Here is a 16,025-nt window from a genome sequence, read left to right on the forward strand (position 1 = left end):
GAATCGACCGGCTCCGCCTCGTCTCGGGACGGCGTCAGCCGGTGAACGCCGCAGGAGGCAGGTCGGTCTCGCCGCCCTCGATCGCGTCGAGCAGCCGGTCGACCACGTCCTGCGGCGCCAGACCCGCGCCGAAGCGGGGCGCGTCTCCGGCGAGCGGGTGCCGGGACAGCTCGGTCTCGGTGTGGCCGGGACGCGCGTCGAGCAGAAGGACGCCCGCCCGCTTGTACTCGCGGGCCGAGGCCTTCACGAACGCGTGCAGTGCCGCCTTCGAGGCGGAGTACGCGGCGAGGCCCGCGGTCGGCGCCTCCGCCACCACGCCGCTGATGGTCAGCGCGAACGGCTCGCGTCCCTCGCCCGCCGACGCGACGAGCGACGGCAGCGCGGCGGTCAGCACCCGGATCGGCGCCAGAGCGTTCACCTCGACGAGCTCCTCCAGAACGGCCGGGTCGAGCTCGGCGGACGGCCCGAAGGCCACGACGCCCGCGGCCACGACGACGCCGTCGAGGCGCCCGTGCCGCTCGAGCACCTCGGCGACCACGCGCCGGGGCTCGTCCTCCCCGCGCAGATCGGCGACCAGGGGGGCGTCGCCGAGCGCTGCGGAGTCGCGGCCCGACCGCACCGCGACGGCACCGCGCGCCTCCAGCGCATCGGCCAGGAGGCTGCCGAGGCCGCCCGAGGCTCCGAGGACGAGGACGACGGCACCGTCGAGACGAGTCATGTGGCGAGCCTAGACGGGTGCGCTGTCGCGGATCAGCACTACCGTCCGCACCGCCGGACCCCTACCGTGAGGCGCATGACACGACTGCAGAGCCGTGCCGCGCTGCACGGCCTGCTCGAGGTCCTCGAAAATCCGGCCCCCATCACCCCCGGCCACGCCCGCCATCTCCGGATGCTCGTCCGGGAGATCCTGGAGCGGATCCCCGGCTCTCGGACGCACGAGTCCGGCGCCTGGTCCGGACCCTCCTCCGGCGAGCCCGCCGCCGCGTTCGCCCCCGAGGATCCCGCCGCGACGGACCCGGGTGTCTGACCCTCGCTCGTAGACTCGTTCGCCGGAGGAACGGGGGTCCGATGAACGAGGGTGCGCCGGCGGGCTGGTACCGCGACGAGGCCGATGCGGCGTCGATGCGCTGGTGGGACGGCAGGCGGTTCACCGGGGTGCGCCGCTCCGCGCAGGACGGTGACGCGGAGGTCCGGGACGCGCCCGCCGCCCCCGTCGCCGAGCGGGTCGTCTACCGCCTCCCGAACGCCGACGGCACCCCGAGCGTCGACGCCCTCGCCGAGGCCGAGCGGATCGAGGAGATCGCCGATCTGATCGACCGCACGCTCGAGCCCGGCGAGATCGACGAGCGGACCCTCGAGGTGGATCTGGTCCCCGAGCCCGACCACCCGACCGGCCTCGACGCCGTCTCGGTCCGGGCCGGCGGCCGCGTCCTCGGCTACCTGCCGAACGCCTCCGCCTACCGGGCCGCCCTCGACCGGGTCGTCGCGAGCGGAGCCGTGCCGGTCACGACCGCGCGCCTCCGGGTCGAGCGCGGCGAGGAGGGCCTGCGGGCCGTCCTCCGCATCGCCCTGGTCGCCCCCGAGCTGCTCGTGCCGCTCAACGAGCCGCCCGTCGAGCCCCACTCGATCCTCCCCTGGTCGCGGGGCCTGCCGGTCCTCCGCGAGGACGAGCACTTCGCCCGGCTGTCGACGGTGGTCCCGGCGAGCGGCCGAGGGCTCCTGCTGGTGACCCTGCACACCACCGGCGACCTCGTCGAGCTCCGCCTCGACGGCGAGCGGGTCGGCGAGCTCTCCCCGACGCTCTCCGCGGACTTCACCCCGACTCTCCGCCACCTCGCCGGCCTCGGCCTCACCGCCGCCGCCTACGCCTCCCTCCGCGGCTCCCCGCTGAAGGTCGAGCTCACTCTGCAGGCCGCGAAGGCGGCGGAGCTGCCCGCCGAGTGGGTCGACGGCCGCCCGGTCACGCTCCCCCGGCTCCTCCCGCCGGCCCGCACCTACTCGCTCCCGCCCGCGTACACGGCGCCGCTGCGTCCCACTCCTCGCAGCTCGGAGGCGGCCGCCCGCTCGGTCCGCCGGACCGTCGCCTGGGTGGTCGTCGGCGTCTGCACCCTCGTGGGGCTGTCGAGCTGGATCATCGGGGGCGTGCTGAACTGACGGGCGGTCGGACGACCGGGGACGTGTCCGACCTCGCCTCGCATCCCGGGGGTCGGTGGTCCCGCCCGTCCACGAGAGAGCGCCCGGCTCTCGGATCCGGAGATCCGAGAGGACCGGGCGCCTCGACCCCAGCGCGGCCGTCCTACACGTTGAAGCGGAACTCCACGACGTCGCCGTCCTGCATGACGTAGTCCTTGCCCTCGATGCGGGCCTTCCCCTTCGCGCGGGCCTCGGCGATGGAGCCGGTCTCGACGAGGTCGTCGAACGAGATGATCTCGGCCTTGATGAAGCCCTTCTGGAAGTCGGTGTGGATGACACCGGCGGCCTGGGGCGCGGTCCAGCCCTTCCCGATGGTCCAGGCGCGCGTCTCCTTCGGGCCGGCCGTGAGGTAGGTCTGGAGGCCCAGGGTGTCGAAGCCGATGGTGGCGAGCTGGTTGAGGCCCGACTCCGTCTGGCCGGTCGACTCGAGCATCTCGGCGGCGTCGGCCTCGTCGAGGTCGATCAGCTCGGACTCAATCTTGGCGTCGAGGAAGATCGCCTTCGCCGGCGCGACGAGAGCCGAGAGCTCGGCCTTGCGGGCGTCGTCGGTCAGCACGGCCTCGTCGACGTTGAAGACGTAGATGAAGGGCTTGGCGGTCAGCAGGCCCAGCTCGCGGATCGGCTCCAGGTCGATCGAGGAGGCCGACAGCGGCTTGCCCTGGTCGAGGAACTCGCGCGCCTTCTTCGCGGTCTCGACCACGATCGGCTCGATCTTCCTGCCCTTGAGCTCCTTCTCGTAGCGGGCCTCGGCCTTCTCGAGGGTCTGGAGGTCGGCGAGCACCAGCTCGGTGTTGATCGTCTCCATGTCGCTCGCGGCGTCGACCTTGCCGTCGACGTGGACGACGTTGGAGTCCTCGAAGCCGCGGATGACCTGCGCGATCGCGTCGGCCTCGCGGATGTTCGCGAGGAACTTGTTGCCCAGGCCCTCGCCCTCGGACGCGCCGCGGACGATGCCGGCGATGTCGACGAAGGAGACTGGCGCGGGGAGGATGCGCTCGGAGCCGAAGATCCCGGCGAGCACCTCGAGGCGGGAGTCGGGCAGGTTCACCACGCCCACGTTCGGCTCGATCGTCGCGAACGGGTAGTTCGCCGCGAGCACCGTGTTCTTGGTCAGTGCGTTGAAGAGCGTCGACTTGCCGACGTTGGGGAGACCGACGATTGCGATAGTGAGAGCCACGGGCATCCATCCTACGGCGTGGCGGCGGCGGGGCCGGGCGTGCGGGCGCGGGGGAACGGGAGCCGCCCGGCGCGTGGCCGCGGGTGCCCACGGCCTCCCCCGGGCGACGCGCGCGCGACGCTCCCGGCGGCGTCGGAGGTGCGTGAGAGGCTGGGGCGTGCCCATCGACTTCACCGCCATCGACTTCGAGACCGCCAACTCGCACGGAGCCTCCGCCTGCTCCGTCGGGCTCGTGAAGGTCCGCGACGGCCGCGTCGTCGACCGTGCCGGCTGGCTCATCCGCCCGCCGCTGGGGTACGACGACTTCCTCGAGTGGAACACCCGGATCCACGGGATCCGCAAGCACGACGTGCACGCCGCGGCCTCGTGGGTCGAGCAGTTCGCCGATCTGGCGGCCTTCGCCGGCGAGGACGTGTTCGTCGCGCACAACGCCGGCTTCGACATGGGCGTCATCCGCGCGGCCTGCGCCGCGACCTCCCTCGAGCACCCCGAGTACGACTACCTGTGCTCGCTGCAGCTCGCCCGCAAGACGTACGAGCTCGACTCCTACCGCCTCCCCGTCGTCGCCCTGGCCGCGGGCTTCGAGGACTTCCGCCACCACGACGCGTCGGCCGACGCCGAGGCCTGCGCCGCGATCGTCGTGCACGCGGCCCGGCGGCACGGCGCCGCGAGCATGGCCGAGCTCGGCGAGCTGGCCGGCGTCTCCGTGAAGCGCCTGCGCCCGAAGGCCCCCGTCGCCGCCTGACGTCCGCACGACGGGCCGGTCCGAGACGATTGGCTCAGCGACTCGCGACGCGGCTCGGGCTCTCCGACCACGATGGTGAGCGATGCGTTGGAGGACTGCTGTCCGGCCCAGCCTTTGAGGTCGCAGAAGCGGCGGCCGACTTCCGGATCCGCTGGGAATGCGGCGGAGCGACGGCAGCGGCCGGGGCAGCGTGATCCCTGCTGAGGACGAGTGACGCGCGCGAGCTCGATCCGCTGGGACGGGTGAGCGCGTGCGGGGCGTCGCGAACGGTCCTCATCGGAGCCGGATGGCGACCATTCGCGACCCATCGTCCGAACCAGGCGTCACGGACGGCCGTCGCTGGAAGCTGAAGGGGCCCCCAAGGCTCAGCCCTGCGGGTCGCCGAACCAGGTGCTGAAGATGCGCCAGAAGTTGCGGTTCCCGTAGGCGGAGCAGTCGTCACCCTCGCCGTAGAGGTTCTCGAGCGCCGCCGGATTCGGCTGGTACGGCGTGTAGTAGTAGAGGCCCGCCGTGGCCGCGTTGGCGATCGTCACCGGGGCGGTCCCGCACGACTCGTCCGGGGAGTAGCGGACGTCGCTGGCCGCGCCGACCGGGTACCAGTCGAAGCTGCTGTCCGGGTTCCGGTAGCGCTGGAACTGCCACGCCGCTCCGTACACCTGCGCGGCGAAGCCGTAGGAGTCCGTGTCGCAGTCGGCGGTGTCGGGGCAGCCGTAGCCCGTGGCACTGCGGAACTGCCGCTCGCTCGGCTCCGGATCGGTCACGAGCGACTGCTCCTTCTGCAGCAGCACCAGGAGGACGGCCGGATTCACGCCGCACGCGCCGGCGACCGAGGTGACGATCTCCGCGGCCGGGACGTCGCGTCCGGCGGGCAGCGCGTCGCACTGCTCGTCGGCCGTGATCGCCGCGGTGTCCTCGGCGTAGTCGCGCAGGCACGGCACCGGGCCGCCCGCGCAGTCGGGGACGCGGGCGTCCAGGAACGCCTGCACGGTGAGCGGTCCGAGCGCGTCGCCGTCGAAGAAGACCTCGTCGGAGATCAGGTCGCCCGGGTCGAAGTCGGCCGCGACGGGGCCCGGCTGGAGGAAGGTCCACATCCGGACGGTCTGCGGCTCGGACGGCACCGCGGCGAGGCGCGTGCCGTCGACGGAGCCTCCCAGCAGGAGCGCCACCAGCGCCGTGACGACGACGACCGCACCGCCCCGCCGGCGTCGGACGCCGGTCGGGGACGATGCGGTCGGGGTCATCCCTCCACGCTAGTGGCGGGCCCGCGGGTGATCAGCCGCAGGGGGTGAGGCGTGCGACGTCCTCCGAGAGGGTGGTGGGACCGCCGAGGAGGACGACCCGCTGCGCTCCCGACTTCGCGATGTCGGTCAGGACGGCGCGGGGCACGCAGTTCGTCGGCACGGCGAACAGCGGGCTGTTCGAGTATCCCGCCGCCGTGGCTCCGGCGAGGGCGTCGGGGAAGTTCTCGCCCGTCGCCAGGAACACGGTCTTGGCGCTCGAGAATGCGGCGCGGTTGAGCTGCTCCGAGGTGTCGTAGCGGTCGACCCCGCCGATGCGGGTGATCGTCGGCACCGGAAGCGAGTTCTTGATCCCCTCGCTCACCGACAGAGGGCTGCCCGCGATGGTGAGGTTCTGCACCTTGAGCTTCGAGAGGATGCTCGTCGTCACGGCGTCCGCCGTGCTCCCGGTGCCGTTGACCAGGACGACGGGAGCGTTCACCGAGCCGGCTGCCGCGCTCGCGCCGAGCGCGTCCGGGAACTTCTCCCCGGTCGCCAGCCAGGCGCGCGACGAGCCGCCCGAGAAGGCGTACTGGATGATCTTCCTCGAGGTGTCGTAGCGGTCGGTCCCGCCGAGCCGCTGGATCGCCGGGGTGTAGCCCTTGAGCTGGTCGTACACGCCCTTGCCGACGCTGAGCTCCGATCCGACGACGACGATCTTCGCGGGCTTGAGACGAGCGAGCTCGTCGCGGACGGGCTGCGACATGCCGTCGCGGTCGACCAGGAGCAGCGGGCCCTTCTGCTTGGCCGCGGCCGGGGCGGCGCTCAGCGCGTCGGGGAAGTTCGCGCCGGTCGCGATGTAGACGACGGGGACGTTCGGGCCGAAGACGGCCTTCGAGATCTCGACGGCGGTGCCCTGGCGGTCCGTGCCCGCCAGGCGCGAGACGTCGATCCCGGCCGACGTGCTCACGGTCGAGCAGCCGAGATCCTTCCGGCCGGGGCCTCGGGAGTCGCCCGAGCCGACCCAGCGGTTCCAGTCGACGGAGTCGGCGGAGACGCAGACCTGGTACGTGCCGGGTGCCGAGACGGGCGTGGTGGCGCCGAAGCCGTGGGCGCGGCCGGCGACGGGGTACTCGCCCGGGATGTCGCCGCGGTCGCCGTTCGCGGTCTGCGTGCGGACCGTCCGGGTGCCGTCGGGTCCGGTCACCGTGACCGTCGTGGTCAGCGCGGCCTGCTGCGTCGTCGGGTCGACGGCCCAGCCGGACACGCTCAGCGTGCTGCCCGAGATGCGCGGGGCGTCGACACGTCCCGCGGGGGCGATGCCGGCGTTGGCCAGGGTGCCGTTCGGGTTCCAGTCGCTGAAGAGGTACCAGAAGTTGATGTTGCCGTAGGTCGCGCAGGCCGAGTCGCCGGAGTTCGTGAGGGCGAAGTCGTTGGGCTGGTACGGCGTGTAGTAGTACAGATCGGCGGTCGCCTGGTTGCGGATCGTGACCGGTGAGGATCCGCACGCGGTGCTCGGGTAGTACTGGATGTTCCGGGTGGTTCCCGGAGCGAATGCGGTGAAGTTCGAGCCCGAGCCGGGCGGGTTGGCGTAGCGCTTGAACTGGCGGGCCGCGCTGTAGACCTGGGTGAAGAATCCGGCGGAGCCGGGGTCGCACGCGGCCGTGTCCGGGCAGTCGTAGCCGGTCGCCTTGGCGTAGTCCTCGGGGCTCGGCGACGTATCGGTGACGAGGCTCCGCTCCTTCTGCACGAGCACGACCAGGGCGAGCGGATTGATGCCGCAGGCCAGGCCCACGCGGGTGAAGATCGAGGCCGAGGACTCGCTGCCGGAGCCCTGGTAGGCGCTGCACATCGGGTCCGCCGCCTTGGACGGCGTCGCCTGCGAGAAGTCCTTCAGGCAGGGCGTGCCGCTGCCCGTGGTGCAGTCGTCGCCCTTGTCGTCCAGGAGCGACTGCACCTGGCTCCGGCTCAGCGCGTCCCCGTCGAAGAACTGGGCGTCGCTGACGATGAAACCCGCGCGGAAGCTCTTGGTCTGATCGGCGCTGTACTGCGTCGACTGGTCCGGGACGCCGAGGTCGGCGCGGTCGAGGGACGCGTCGAGAGCGCCGGTCTCGACCGAGAGGGTCGACGGCGCGTCCTCGGCGGCGGAGGCGGCGGTGATCGGGACGAGGGCGGTGCCGAGCCCGACGGCGAGAGCGAGCGCGGCCGTGAGCAGGCGCGATGAGCGGTGGTGATTCCCCATGATCGCGAAGTCTACGAGGCGGTCGCGGGGCGTCCTGGCCCTCGTTCGGTGGTCGTGGCGCGTCGACCGGTCGATGTCGGAGGTGCGTGGTGTCATCGGCGGCATGGATCTCTCCTTCGTCCTCGGCCTGGTGGTCGGCGCGCTCCTCGCGGGAGTCGTGGCCGTCCTCCTCGCCCGCTCCCGCACGCCCGACGCCGCCCTCGACCTCGCGACGGCCCGCGCGCGCGCGGAGGGCCTGGAGGAGCGCCACGAGGCCGTCGTCGAGCAGCACCGCGAGCACCTCGGCTCCGCCCGCGACCAGATCCGCGAGCTCCAGGAGCAGCTGCGCGTCGTCGCCGAGCGCGAGCGGCACGACGCGCGCATCCTGCAGACCCTCTCCCCCGTCGCCGAGAGCCTGCGCGGCATGCAGGAGGCGGTCGGCCGGCTCGAGCGCGAGCGCGCCGCCCAGTTCGGGGCGATCACCGAGCAGCTCGAGGGGCAGCGGGCCGCGGGCGAGCAGCTGCGCTCGACCACCGAGACCCTCGCCTCCGCGCTCCGCTCCACCACGAGCCGGGGAGCCTGGGGCGAGACGCAGCTGCGGAACGTCGTCGAGGCCGCGGGGCTCACCCAGCGGGTCGACTTCGACGTGCAGTTCGGCCTCGAGGGCGAGGCGGGCCGAGGCCGCGCCGACATGGTGGTCCGCCTGCCCGGCGGCAAGGCGATCGCGGTGGACGCCAAGGTGCCGTTCGACGCGTACCTCGAGGCGAGCGCGATCCCCGCGGGCGCCGGCGGCGAGGAGGAGGCGCGGCGCGCGGGGCTCCTGCGCGCGCACGTCCGCGCCCTCCGCGGGCACGTGGACGCGCTGGCCGCCCGCTCCTACTGGACCGGCCTCCCGGCGAGCCCCGAGTTCGTCATCGCGTTCGTGCCGAGCGAGCCGCTGCTCGCGAGCGCGCTCGACGCCGACCCGAGCCTGCTCGAGTACGCGTTCCGCAAGCGCGTCGCCCTCGCCTCGCCCGTGACGCTCTGGTCGGTGCTGAAGACCGTCGCGTACACCTGGCAGCAGGACGTGCTCACCGACGACGCCAAGCGCCTGCTCGACCTCGGCAAGACGCTCTACGCCCGTCTCGGCACCCTCGCCGACCACGCCGAGGGCCTGCGCCGCTCGCTCGAGAAGACGGTCGACTCCTACAACGCCTTCGCCGGCTCCCTCGAGAGCCGCGTGCTCGTCACGGCGCGCCAGTTCGACTCCCTCGACGAGTCGCGCGTCATCGCCCCGGTCGGAGGAGTCGCCTCCTCGCCGCGCCGCCTCACCGCCGTCGAGCTGCTCGCCGCGGAGGACGAGTCCGAGCGGAGCGCGTAGGGAGGCTCGGTCCGCCTCCGAGCCGAGACGCCGCGCGCAGTCGCCGAGGCGCCGTCAGCAGGGCGCCGTCTCAGCGGCGGAGCGGCGCCTCGGAGACACGGTGCCTGACTAGACCCACTTCTCCGCGAGGTGCTGGGCGGTCACGCGGCGGATGGTGCCCGAGCGGGAGCGCAGCACGATGGACTCCGTCGTGATGACGTGGCCCTCCTTGCGCACGCCCTTCACGAGTCCGCCGTTCGTCACTCCGGTCGCGACGAAGTAGGTGTTGTCGCTGCGGACGAGGTCGTTGGCGTGGAGCACGCGGTCGAGGTCGTGCCCGGCGTCGATGGCGCGCTGGCGCTCGTCGTCGTCCTTCGGACGGAGGATGCCCTGGATCACACCGCCGAGCGCCCGGATGGCGCACGCCGTGATGATGCCCTCGGGCGTGCCTCCGGTGCCGACGCACATGTCGAGGCGGGAGTCGTGGCGAGCCGCGTTGATGCCGCCCGCGACGTCGCCGTCGAGCAGGAGCCGCGTGCCGGCTCCTGCCGCGCGGATGTCCTCGATCAGCTGAGCGTGGCGGGGGCGGTCCAGCACCGCGATGCGCATCTCCTCGACGGGCTTGCGCTTCGCGCGGGCCAGGGCGCGGATGTTCTCGCCGATCGGGCGCTGGATGTCGATGATCCCGACGCCCTCGGGCCCGGTGACGATCTTCTCCATGTAGAACACGGCGGAGGGGTCGAACATCGCGCCGCGGTCGGCCACGGCGATCATCGAGAGCGCGTTCTGGCGCCCGGCGGCGGTCAGCGAGGTGCCGTCGATCGGGTCGACGGCGATGTCGGCGGCGGGCCCCGAGCCGTTGCCGACGTGCTCGCCGTTGAAGAGCATGGGAGCGTTGTCCTTCTCGCCCTCGCCGATCACGACGACGCCGTCGAAGTTCACGGTCCCGAGGAAGGTGCGCATGGCGTCGACCGCGGCGCCGTCGGCGGCGTTCTTGTCGCCCTTGCCGATGAAGGGCACGGCGCGGATCGCGGCGGCCTCGGTGGCGCGGACGAGCTCCATGCCGAGGTTGCGGTCGGGGTGGAGGTAGAGCGAGTCGTTGTCGATCACAGAGCGGAGTCCTTCGTCGTCGAGTTCGTGCACGTCGTCGCAGGACCCGCGGAGCGGATCCCCATCCCTGTCGGAAGCCTAGTCCAGGGCCCTCCACGGGCGGAGGGACCGCGGAGGGGCGCCTCGCTAGACTCGTCCGCGACGCGGGCCTCGCCCGACCCCCCCTCGTTCATCCGTCAAAGGAGATGCCATGCCCGTCGCTACCCCGGACCAGTACGCAGAGATGCTCGACAAGGCGAAGGCGGGCGGCTTCGCCTACCCGGCGTTCAACGTCTCGTCGTCGCAGACGATCAACGCGGTCCTCCAGGGCCTCACCGAGGCGGGCTCGGACGGCATCATCCAGGTCACCACCGGAGGCGCGGACTACTTCGCCGGCCACACGGTGAAGAACCGCGCGGCCGGCGCGATCGCCTTCGCGAAGTTCGCGACCGAGGTCGCCAAGAACTACCCGGTCACGGTCGCGCTCCACACCGACCACTGCCCGCAGAACGCGCTCGAGGGCTTCGTCTACCCGCTGATCGCCGCCTCCGAGGAGGAGGTCAAGGCCGGTCGTGAGCCGCTGTTCCAGTCGCACATGTGGGACGGCTCCGCGATCCCGCTCGACGAGAACCTCGCCATCGCGAAGGAGATCCTCCCGCGCGTCAAGAACATCAACGCCATCCTCGAGGTCGAGATCGGCGTCGTCGGCGGCGAGGAGGACGGCGTCTCGCACGACATCAACGAGCACCTCTACACCACGCTCGACGACGCGATCGCGACCGTCGAGGCCCTCGGCTTCGGCGAGCAGGGCCGCTACATGGCCGCGCTCACCTTCGGCAACGTCCACGGCGTCTACAAGCCGGGCAACGTCCGCCTGCGCCCGGAGCTGCTCCGCGAGATCCAGGACGGCCTGCAGGCGAAGTACGGCACCGGCGCGCTCCCCCTCGACCTCGTCTTCCACGGCGGGTCGGGCTCGACCGACGAGGAGATCGCCGAGGCGGTCCGCAACGGCGTCGTCAAGATGAACATCGACACCGACACGCAGTACGCGTTCAGCCGCTCCGTCGCGGACACCGTGCTGAAGAACTACGACGGCTTCCTCAAGGTCGACGGCGAGGTCGGCAACAAGAAGGTCTACGACCCGCGCTCGTGGGGCAAGATCGCCGAGACCGCCATGGCCGCGCGCGTCGCCGAGGCGACCCGTCAGCTCGGCTCGGCCGGGAACTCCGGGAAGTAGGGCACCACTCCGTGACGAACGCACACGATCAGCCGGGCGCCGGGCGTCCGGAGCCGCAGTACGGCGAGTACGCGCCGCCCGGCTGGTCGTGGCAGCCGCCGGAGGACGCCGTGGTCGTCCCCGACCCGCGGGGGTCGGAGACCGATCCGAGGCCCGCGACCGCTCCGGCCGCGAAGCCCGTCGCGCATCCCGTCGACCGCCTGCTCACGATCGTGCTGCTCGCGCTCGGCGTGTTCTTCGCCGTGCCGACGCTGCTCGATCCCTCGAGCTTCGCGACGACCCTCCAGGAGCTCTACCGCTCCCAGGGCATCGGCACCTACGCGTCGCCGGAGCTCGCGCGGATCCTCGGCGTCGTGGTGGCGCTCGCGCAGTCGCTGATCGTCGCCTTCGCGGTGTGGATCTCGATCCGTCGGCTCCGCGCCGGCAAGCGCGCCGTGCTCGTCCCGATCCTCGGGATCGCGGCGACCGTTCTGCTCTCCCTGATCGTCGCGGCGATCGCCATCCTGGGGGACCCGACGTTCGCGGAGTACGTCACGCGCATGTCGGGCTCGCAGGGCGGCGCGGGCACCGACGTCTAGCGTCGATCCCCGGTCGACCGGACACGGAAGAGGCCGCCGCTCCCGAGGGAGGGCGGCCTCTTCCGCGTCCGGGCCGGAACGCTCTAGGCGCCCGCTCCCGCGCTGATGCGTCCCCCGACGCCGCGGGCGTCGCGCTTGCCGGCGACGTCCTTGCGCAGCTCCTTGGGGAGCGAGAACATCAGGTCCTCCTCCGCGGTCTTGACCTCCTCGACGTCGCCGTACCCGGCGGCGGCGAGGTCGTCGAGGACCTCCTGGACGAGCACCTCGGGCACCGAGGCGCCGCTGGTGACGCCGACGGTGCGGATGCCCTCGAGCCACTCCTGCCTGATCTCGCTCGCGTAGTCGACCCGGTAGGCGGCCTTCGCGCCGTACTCGAGGGCGACCTCGACGAGGCGCACGGAGTTCGAGGAGTTCGCGGAGCCGACGACGATGACCAGCTCGGCGCCCGCGGCGACCTTCTTGATCGCGACCTGGCGGTTCTGGGTGGCGTAGCAGATGTCGTCGCTCGGCGGGTCCTGCAAGTTGGGGAAGCGCTCGCGGAGGCGGCGGACCGTCTCCATCGTCTCGTCGACCGAGAGCGTCGTCTGCGAGAGCCAGACGACCTTGTCCGGGTCCTTCACGACGATGTTCGGCACGTCGTCGGGGCTGCCGACGAGGGTGACGTGATCGGGGGCCTCGCCCGCGGTGCCCTCGACCTCCTCGTGGCCCTCGTGGCCGATGAGGAGGATCTCGAAGTCGTCGCGCGCGAAGCGGACGGCCTCGCGGTGCACCTTCGTCACCAGCGGGCAGGTCGCGTCGATCGCCTGGAGGTTCCGGTCGGCCGCCCCCTGGACGACGGCCGGCGAGACGCCGTGCGCGCTGAAGACGATGTGGGATCCCTCGGGCACCTCGTCGACCTCGTCGACGAAGATCGCGCCCTGGCTCTCGAGCGTGGAGACGACGTGCACGTTGTGCACGATCTGCTTGCGCACGTAGACGGGGGCACCGTAGTGCTCGATGGCCTTCTCGACGGCGACGACCGCGCGGTCGACTCCGGCGCAGTAGCCGCGGGGCGCGGCGAGGAGGACGCGCTTGCGGCCCTCGACGGGGACGTCGCGCAGACGCCCTGTGGCGCGGGGCATGCGCGGCATGGGCAGGCTGATCGGGACTTGGCTCACCCCCTGATTCTACGTGGTGCATCCTGTGCCCGGGCCGTCCCGGTGTCGGACCCGTCCCGTACCGTTGTCGTCGCGGGAGGGCACTCCCGCCTCCCCCGTCCCCCGAGCAGAGGCAGCGATGACCGACGCCCCACCCACCGCCGACGCCCCCTGGCCGGTCGGCCTGCTCGCGAGCAAGATCAAGGGCTGGATCGAGCGGCTCGGCACGGCGTGGGTCGAGGGCGAGATCACCCAGTGGGGCGCGTCCGGCGGCAACGTCTACGGGAAGCTCAAGGACCTGTCCGGAGACGCGACGGTCGGCTTCACCGTCTGGTCGTCGGTGCGGAGCCGCCTCCCGGCCGACCTCAAGCAGGGCGACCGGGTCATCGCGCTGGTGAAGCCCAACTACTGGGTCAAGGGCGGCACGCTCTCGATGCAGGTCTTCGAGATGCGCCACGTCGGCCTGGGCGATCTGCTCGAGAAGCTCGAGCGGCTCCGCCGGCAGCTCGCGTCGGAGGGCCTGTTCGACGCCTCCCGCAAGAAGCCGCTGCCGTTCCTCCCGCACGGTGTGGGCCTCATCACCGGCAAGGACTCGGACGCCGAGAAGGACGTGCTGCGGAACGCGCAGCTGCGCTGGCCGGCCGTGCGCTTCCGGGTCGTCCACTCGGCCGTGCAGGGCGACCGGACGGTCCCGGAGGTGCTCTCGGCGCTGCGGACCCTCGAGGCCGACGAGAGCATCGACGTGATCGTGATCGCCCGTGGAGGCGGCGACTTCCAGAACCTGCTCGGCTTCAGCGACGAGGCGCTCGTGCGCGCCGTCGCCGCCTGCTCCACTCCGGTCGTCAGCGCGATCGGCCACGAGGCCGACCGCCCGCTGCTCGACGACGTCGCCGACCTGCGCGCCTCCACTCCCACCGACGCCGCGAAGAGGGTCGTGCCCGACGTCTCCGACGAGCTGCTGCGGGTGCAGCAGGCCCGGCTGCGGATGACCGGCCGCGTGAGCGGGCTCGTCTCGCACGAGATCGACCGGCTCTCGCAGCTGCGCTCGCGGCCGGTGCTCGCCCAGCCGCACGTGCTGGTCGACCGGCACTCCGAGGAGCTGACCCGCTGGGTGGCGCGCGGCGCCGAGCTGGTGGACCGCCGCCTCGAACGCGCGCACCTCGAGGTCGAGCGCCTGCACGGCCACCTGCGGGCCCTCTCCCCGCAGCACACCCTCGACCGCGGCTACGCGATCGTCCAGAACGCGGCCGGTCACGTCGTCCGGGCGCCCGGCGACGCGCCGTCCGGCGGCGCGCTCGTCCTCACGCTCGCGGAGGGGGCCGTCGGCGCCCGCTCCGAGGGGCCCACCGGCGATCCCGCCGGCCGGTCCTGAGCCCGTCGCGCCACCCGTCCCCCTCAGCCCCGATCGATAGGATCAGACCCATGCCCGACTCCCCCGACGCCCCGGCGACCGACTCCGACGTCTCGGGATTCTCCTACGAGCAGGCGCGCGACGAGCTCGTCCGCGTCGTCTCCGAGCTCGAGCAGGGCAGCTCCACCCTCGAGCGCTCGCTCGCCCTCTGGGAGCGGGGCGAGGCCCTCGCCGCCCGCTGCGAGGAGTGGCTGATCGGAGCACGCGCCCGACTGGACGCGGCCCGCTCCGGAGGGGCGGCCGCCGGATGAGCCGCGGCAAGCCGGCGCGGGTCGTCGCCGAGCTCGGGCGCCCGGAGACCGCCGCCGAGACGGCCGCCCGCAAGGCCGAGAACTCCCGGCTCTACCGTCAGCGCAAGACGGTCAACAACCTCGTCTTCTCGCTGCTCGCGACCGTGGGCGCCGTGGCGCTCATCGTCCTGCTCGTCCCCCGCGGCGACACCGTGGAGCTCTCCTCGGTCGACGTCCCCCGCGTCGCCGCGCAGGTCCAGCTGGGCGAGGAGCAGACGCTCGCCGTGCCCTCCCTGCCCGAGGGCTGGAAGGCCAACGCGGCCGAGCTCCGCCGGGAGAACGGCACCGACTACTGGTATGTCGGCCTGATCACCCCGAAGGCGGGCTACATCGGCCTGAGCCAGGGGCTCGACGCGGACGCGGCCTGGGTCGCGACGCAGCTCGACCGCCGGGCGGCGACCGGCGTCGAGACGATCGACGGCCGCGACTGGACCGTCTACGACCACCGCGACTCCGGCGACGACACCGGCAACACGCCCTACGCACTCGAGACGACGGAGGGCTCCAGCACCTACCTCGTCTACGGCACGGCCCCGACGGACGAGATCCGCCGGGTCGTGGACGCCATCACCCCGCAGATCGGCCAGGAGGAGTCCCGATGAGTCTCGGAACCAGCAGCACCGTCCCCCGCGAGTCCCGCCCGCCGGCGTGGGTGTGGAAGGAGATGCTCCGCGGCAACCAGCGCTTCGTCGCCGGCGAGCCCCGCCACCCCCGCCAGGACGTCGAGCGCCGCGCCGAGCTCGCCGCCGCGCAGGCCCCGCTCGCCGCGCTCTTCGGCTGCAGCGACTCCCGCCTCGCGGCCGAGATCATCTTCGACCTGGGTCTCGGCGACCTCTTCGTCGTCCGCAACGCCGGCCAGGTGATCGCCGACTCCATCATCGGCTCGCTGGAGTACGGCGTCGCCGTCCTCGGCGTGAAGGTCCTGCTCGTGCTCGGCCACGACGAGTGCGGAGCGGTCCGGGCGGCGATCCAGTCGCAGGCGCCCGGCGCCGAGCGGCTCCCCCCGCACATCGAGCACCTGATCGAGCCGATCATCCCCGCGGTGCGCCGCCTCGTGGGCGCTCAGCCGGACGGCCGCGTCCTCGTCGACCCGTCGGCGACGGACGCGCTGGCCGTCGGCCGAGAGCACCTGCGCGACACGGTCGCCGAGCTGCTCCAGCGCTCCCCGCTGATCGCGGACGCGGTCGCGACCGGGCGGCTCGCCCTCGTGGGCGCCAACTACCGGCTCTCGGACGGCACCGTGATGTCCGATGTCGTGCTCGGCATCGATCCGCCCGAGCTCAGCCCCTACGTCTCCGAGCTGGAGCGCGACTCCGGCTCGGCCTCCTCCGCCGCCGCTCCGAGCGCGGTGGGATCGGATCCCGCGTGAGCGGCTCCGGACAGCACAGCACC

At 72.6% G+C, this 16,025-nt stretch carries 16 protein-coding genes; 10 read left to right on the forward strand and 6 right to left on the reverse strand.

Features of this window, described 5'->3' with window-relative positions:
- Window positions 1-34: 34 nt before the first annotated feature.
- The gene (locus C5C24_RS00965; protein WP_104277210.1) at window positions 35-718 is read right to left on the reverse strand and encodes an SDR family oxidoreductase; all 684 of its coding nucleotides are present in this window, start codon (window positions 716-718) and stop codon (window positions 35-37) included.
- A gap of 75 nt (window positions 719-793) precedes the next feature.
- On the opposite strand from C5C24_RS00965, the gene C5C24_RS00970 reads away from it, so the two are divergent.
- Both C5C24_RS00970 and C5C24_RS00975 read left to right on the forward strand, forming a co-directional pair.
- Entirely contained in the window at window positions 794-1,027 is a 234-nt protein-coding gene (locus tag C5C24_RS00970) for a hypothetical protein (RefSeq protein ID WP_104280889.1), read from the forward strand.
- A gap of 41 nt (window positions 1,028-1,068) precedes the next feature.
- Window positions 1,069-2,154 carry a DUF2510 domain-containing protein gene (locus C5C24_RS00975; RefSeq protein WP_104304068.1) on the forward strand — a complete coding sequence of 362 codons (1,086 nt, stop codon included), beginning with the start codon at window positions 1,069-1,071 and terminating at the stop codon, window positions 2,152-2,154.
- A 142-nt stretch (window positions 2,155-2,296) separates the two neighbouring features.
- Here the strand turns inward: C5C24_RS00975 and ychF are convergent, their stop codons facing one another.
- On the reverse strand, window positions 2,297-3,370 hold the full coding sequence (ychF, locus tag C5C24_RS00980; RefSeq protein ID WP_104304102.1) for a redox-regulated ATPase YchF: 1,074 nt from the start codon (window positions 3,368-3,370) through the stop codon (window positions 2,297-2,299).
- Between the two features lie 157 nt (window positions 3,371-3,527).
- On the opposite strand from ychF, the gene C5C24_RS00985 reads away from it, so the two are divergent.
- Window positions 3,528-4,115 (forward strand): exonuclease domain-containing protein, encoded by a 588-nt coding sequence (locus C5C24_RS00985; RefSeq protein WP_104304069.1) that lies wholly within the window; start codon window positions 3,528-3,530, stop codon window positions 4,113-4,115.
- 365 nt (window positions 4,116-4,480) lie between these two features.
- Here C5C24_RS00985 and C5C24_RS00990 read toward each other — a convergent pair whose 3' ends face one another.
- On the reverse strand, window positions 4,481-5,356 hold the full coding sequence (locus C5C24_RS00990; RefSeq protein ID WP_104304070.1) for a hemagglutinin: 876 nt from the start codon (window positions 5,354-5,356) through the stop codon (window positions 4,481-4,483).
- Window positions 5,357-5,387: 31 nt separating this feature from the next.
- Entirely contained in the window at window positions 5,388-7,574 is a 2,187-nt protein-coding gene (locus C5C24_RS00995; RefSeq protein ID WP_181135450.1) for a cell wall-binding repeat-containing protein, read from the reverse strand.
- A gap of 103 nt (window positions 7,575-7,677) precedes the next feature.
- Between C5C24_RS00995 and C5C24_RS01000 the strand changes: the two genes are divergently transcribed.
- Complete coding sequence (locus C5C24_RS01000) at window positions 7,678-8,913, forward strand: DNA recombination protein RmuC (RefSeq protein ID WP_181135451.1); 1,236 nt, start codon at window positions 7,678-7,680, stop codon at window positions 8,911-8,913.
- 108 nt (window positions 8,914-9,021) lie between these two features.
- Here the strand turns inward: C5C24_RS01000 and glpX are convergent, their stop codons facing one another.
- The gene (gene glpX / locus C5C24_RS01005) at window positions 9,022-9,954 is read right to left on the reverse strand and encodes a class II fructose-bisphosphatase (RefSeq protein ID WP_097165697.1); all 933 of its coding nucleotides are present in this window, start codon (window positions 9,952-9,954) and stop codon (window positions 9,022-9,024) included.
- Between the two features lie 238 nt (window positions 9,955-10,192).
- On the opposite strand from glpX, the gene fbaA reads away from it, so the two are divergent.
- Together fbaA and C5C24_RS01015 are read left to right on the forward strand one after the other, a co-directional pair.
- Window positions 10,193-11,218, forward strand: a complete 1,026-nt coding sequence (gene fbaA / locus C5C24_RS01010; RefSeq protein ID WP_104277204.1) for a class II fructose-bisphosphate aldolase — start codon at window positions 10,193-10,195, stop codon at window positions 11,216-11,218.
- Window positions 11,219-11,229: 11 nt separating this feature from the next.
- Entirely contained in the window at window positions 11,230-11,796 is a 567-nt protein-coding gene (locus C5C24_RS01015) for a DUF6264 family protein (RefSeq protein WP_104280895.1), read from the forward strand.
- Window positions 11,797-11,879: 83 nt separating this feature from the next.
- Here C5C24_RS01015 and C5C24_RS01020 read toward each other — a convergent pair whose 3' ends face one another.
- Window positions 11,880-12,926, reverse strand: a complete 1,047-nt coding sequence (locus C5C24_RS01020; RefSeq protein WP_104277202.1) for a 4-hydroxy-3-methylbut-2-enyl diphosphate reductase — start codon at window positions 12,924-12,926, stop codon at window positions 11,880-11,882.
- A gap of 145 nt (window positions 12,927-13,071) precedes the next feature.
- On the opposite strand from C5C24_RS01020, the gene xseA reads away from it, so the two are divergent.
- Genes xseA through C5C24_RS01040 form a run of 4 tightly spaced genes read left to right on the forward strand, consistent with a single transcriptional unit; the run spans window position 13,072 to window position 16,002 of the window.
- Window positions 13,072-14,304 (forward strand): exodeoxyribonuclease VII large subunit, encoded by a 1,233-nt coding sequence (gene xseA, locus C5C24_RS01025; RefSeq protein ID WP_104277201.1) that lies wholly within the window; start codon window positions 13,072-13,074, stop codon window positions 14,302-14,304.
- 50 nt (window positions 14,305-14,354) lie between these two features.
- A complete protein-coding gene (locus C5C24_RS01030) occupies window positions 14,355-14,594 on the forward strand; it encodes an exodeoxyribonuclease VII small subunit (protein ID WP_104224418.1) in 240 nt (79 codons plus the stop codon).
- The gene (locus C5C24_RS01035) at window positions 14,591-15,235 is read left to right on the forward strand and encodes a DUF4245 domain-containing protein (protein WP_104277200.1); all 645 of its coding nucleotides are present in this window, start codon (window positions 14,591-14,593) and stop codon (window positions 15,233-15,235) included. Before C5C24_RS01030 ends, C5C24_RS01035 begins: the two co-directional genes overlap by 4 nt.
- Window positions 15,232-16,002, forward strand: coding sequence for a carbonic anhydrase (locus C5C24_RS01040; RefSeq protein WP_208543312.1), 771 nt, complete (start codon window positions 15,232-15,234; stop codon window positions 16,000-16,002). Before C5C24_RS01035 ends, C5C24_RS01040 begins: the two co-directional genes overlap by 4 nt.
- The last annotated feature ends 23 nt before the right edge of the window (window positions 16,003-16,025 follow it).

Source organism: Rathayibacter sp. AY2B3 (genome assembly GCF_002931755.1).
Taxonomy (GTDB): Bacteria; Actinomycetota; Actinomycetes; order Actinomycetales; family Microbacteriaceae; genus Rathayibacter.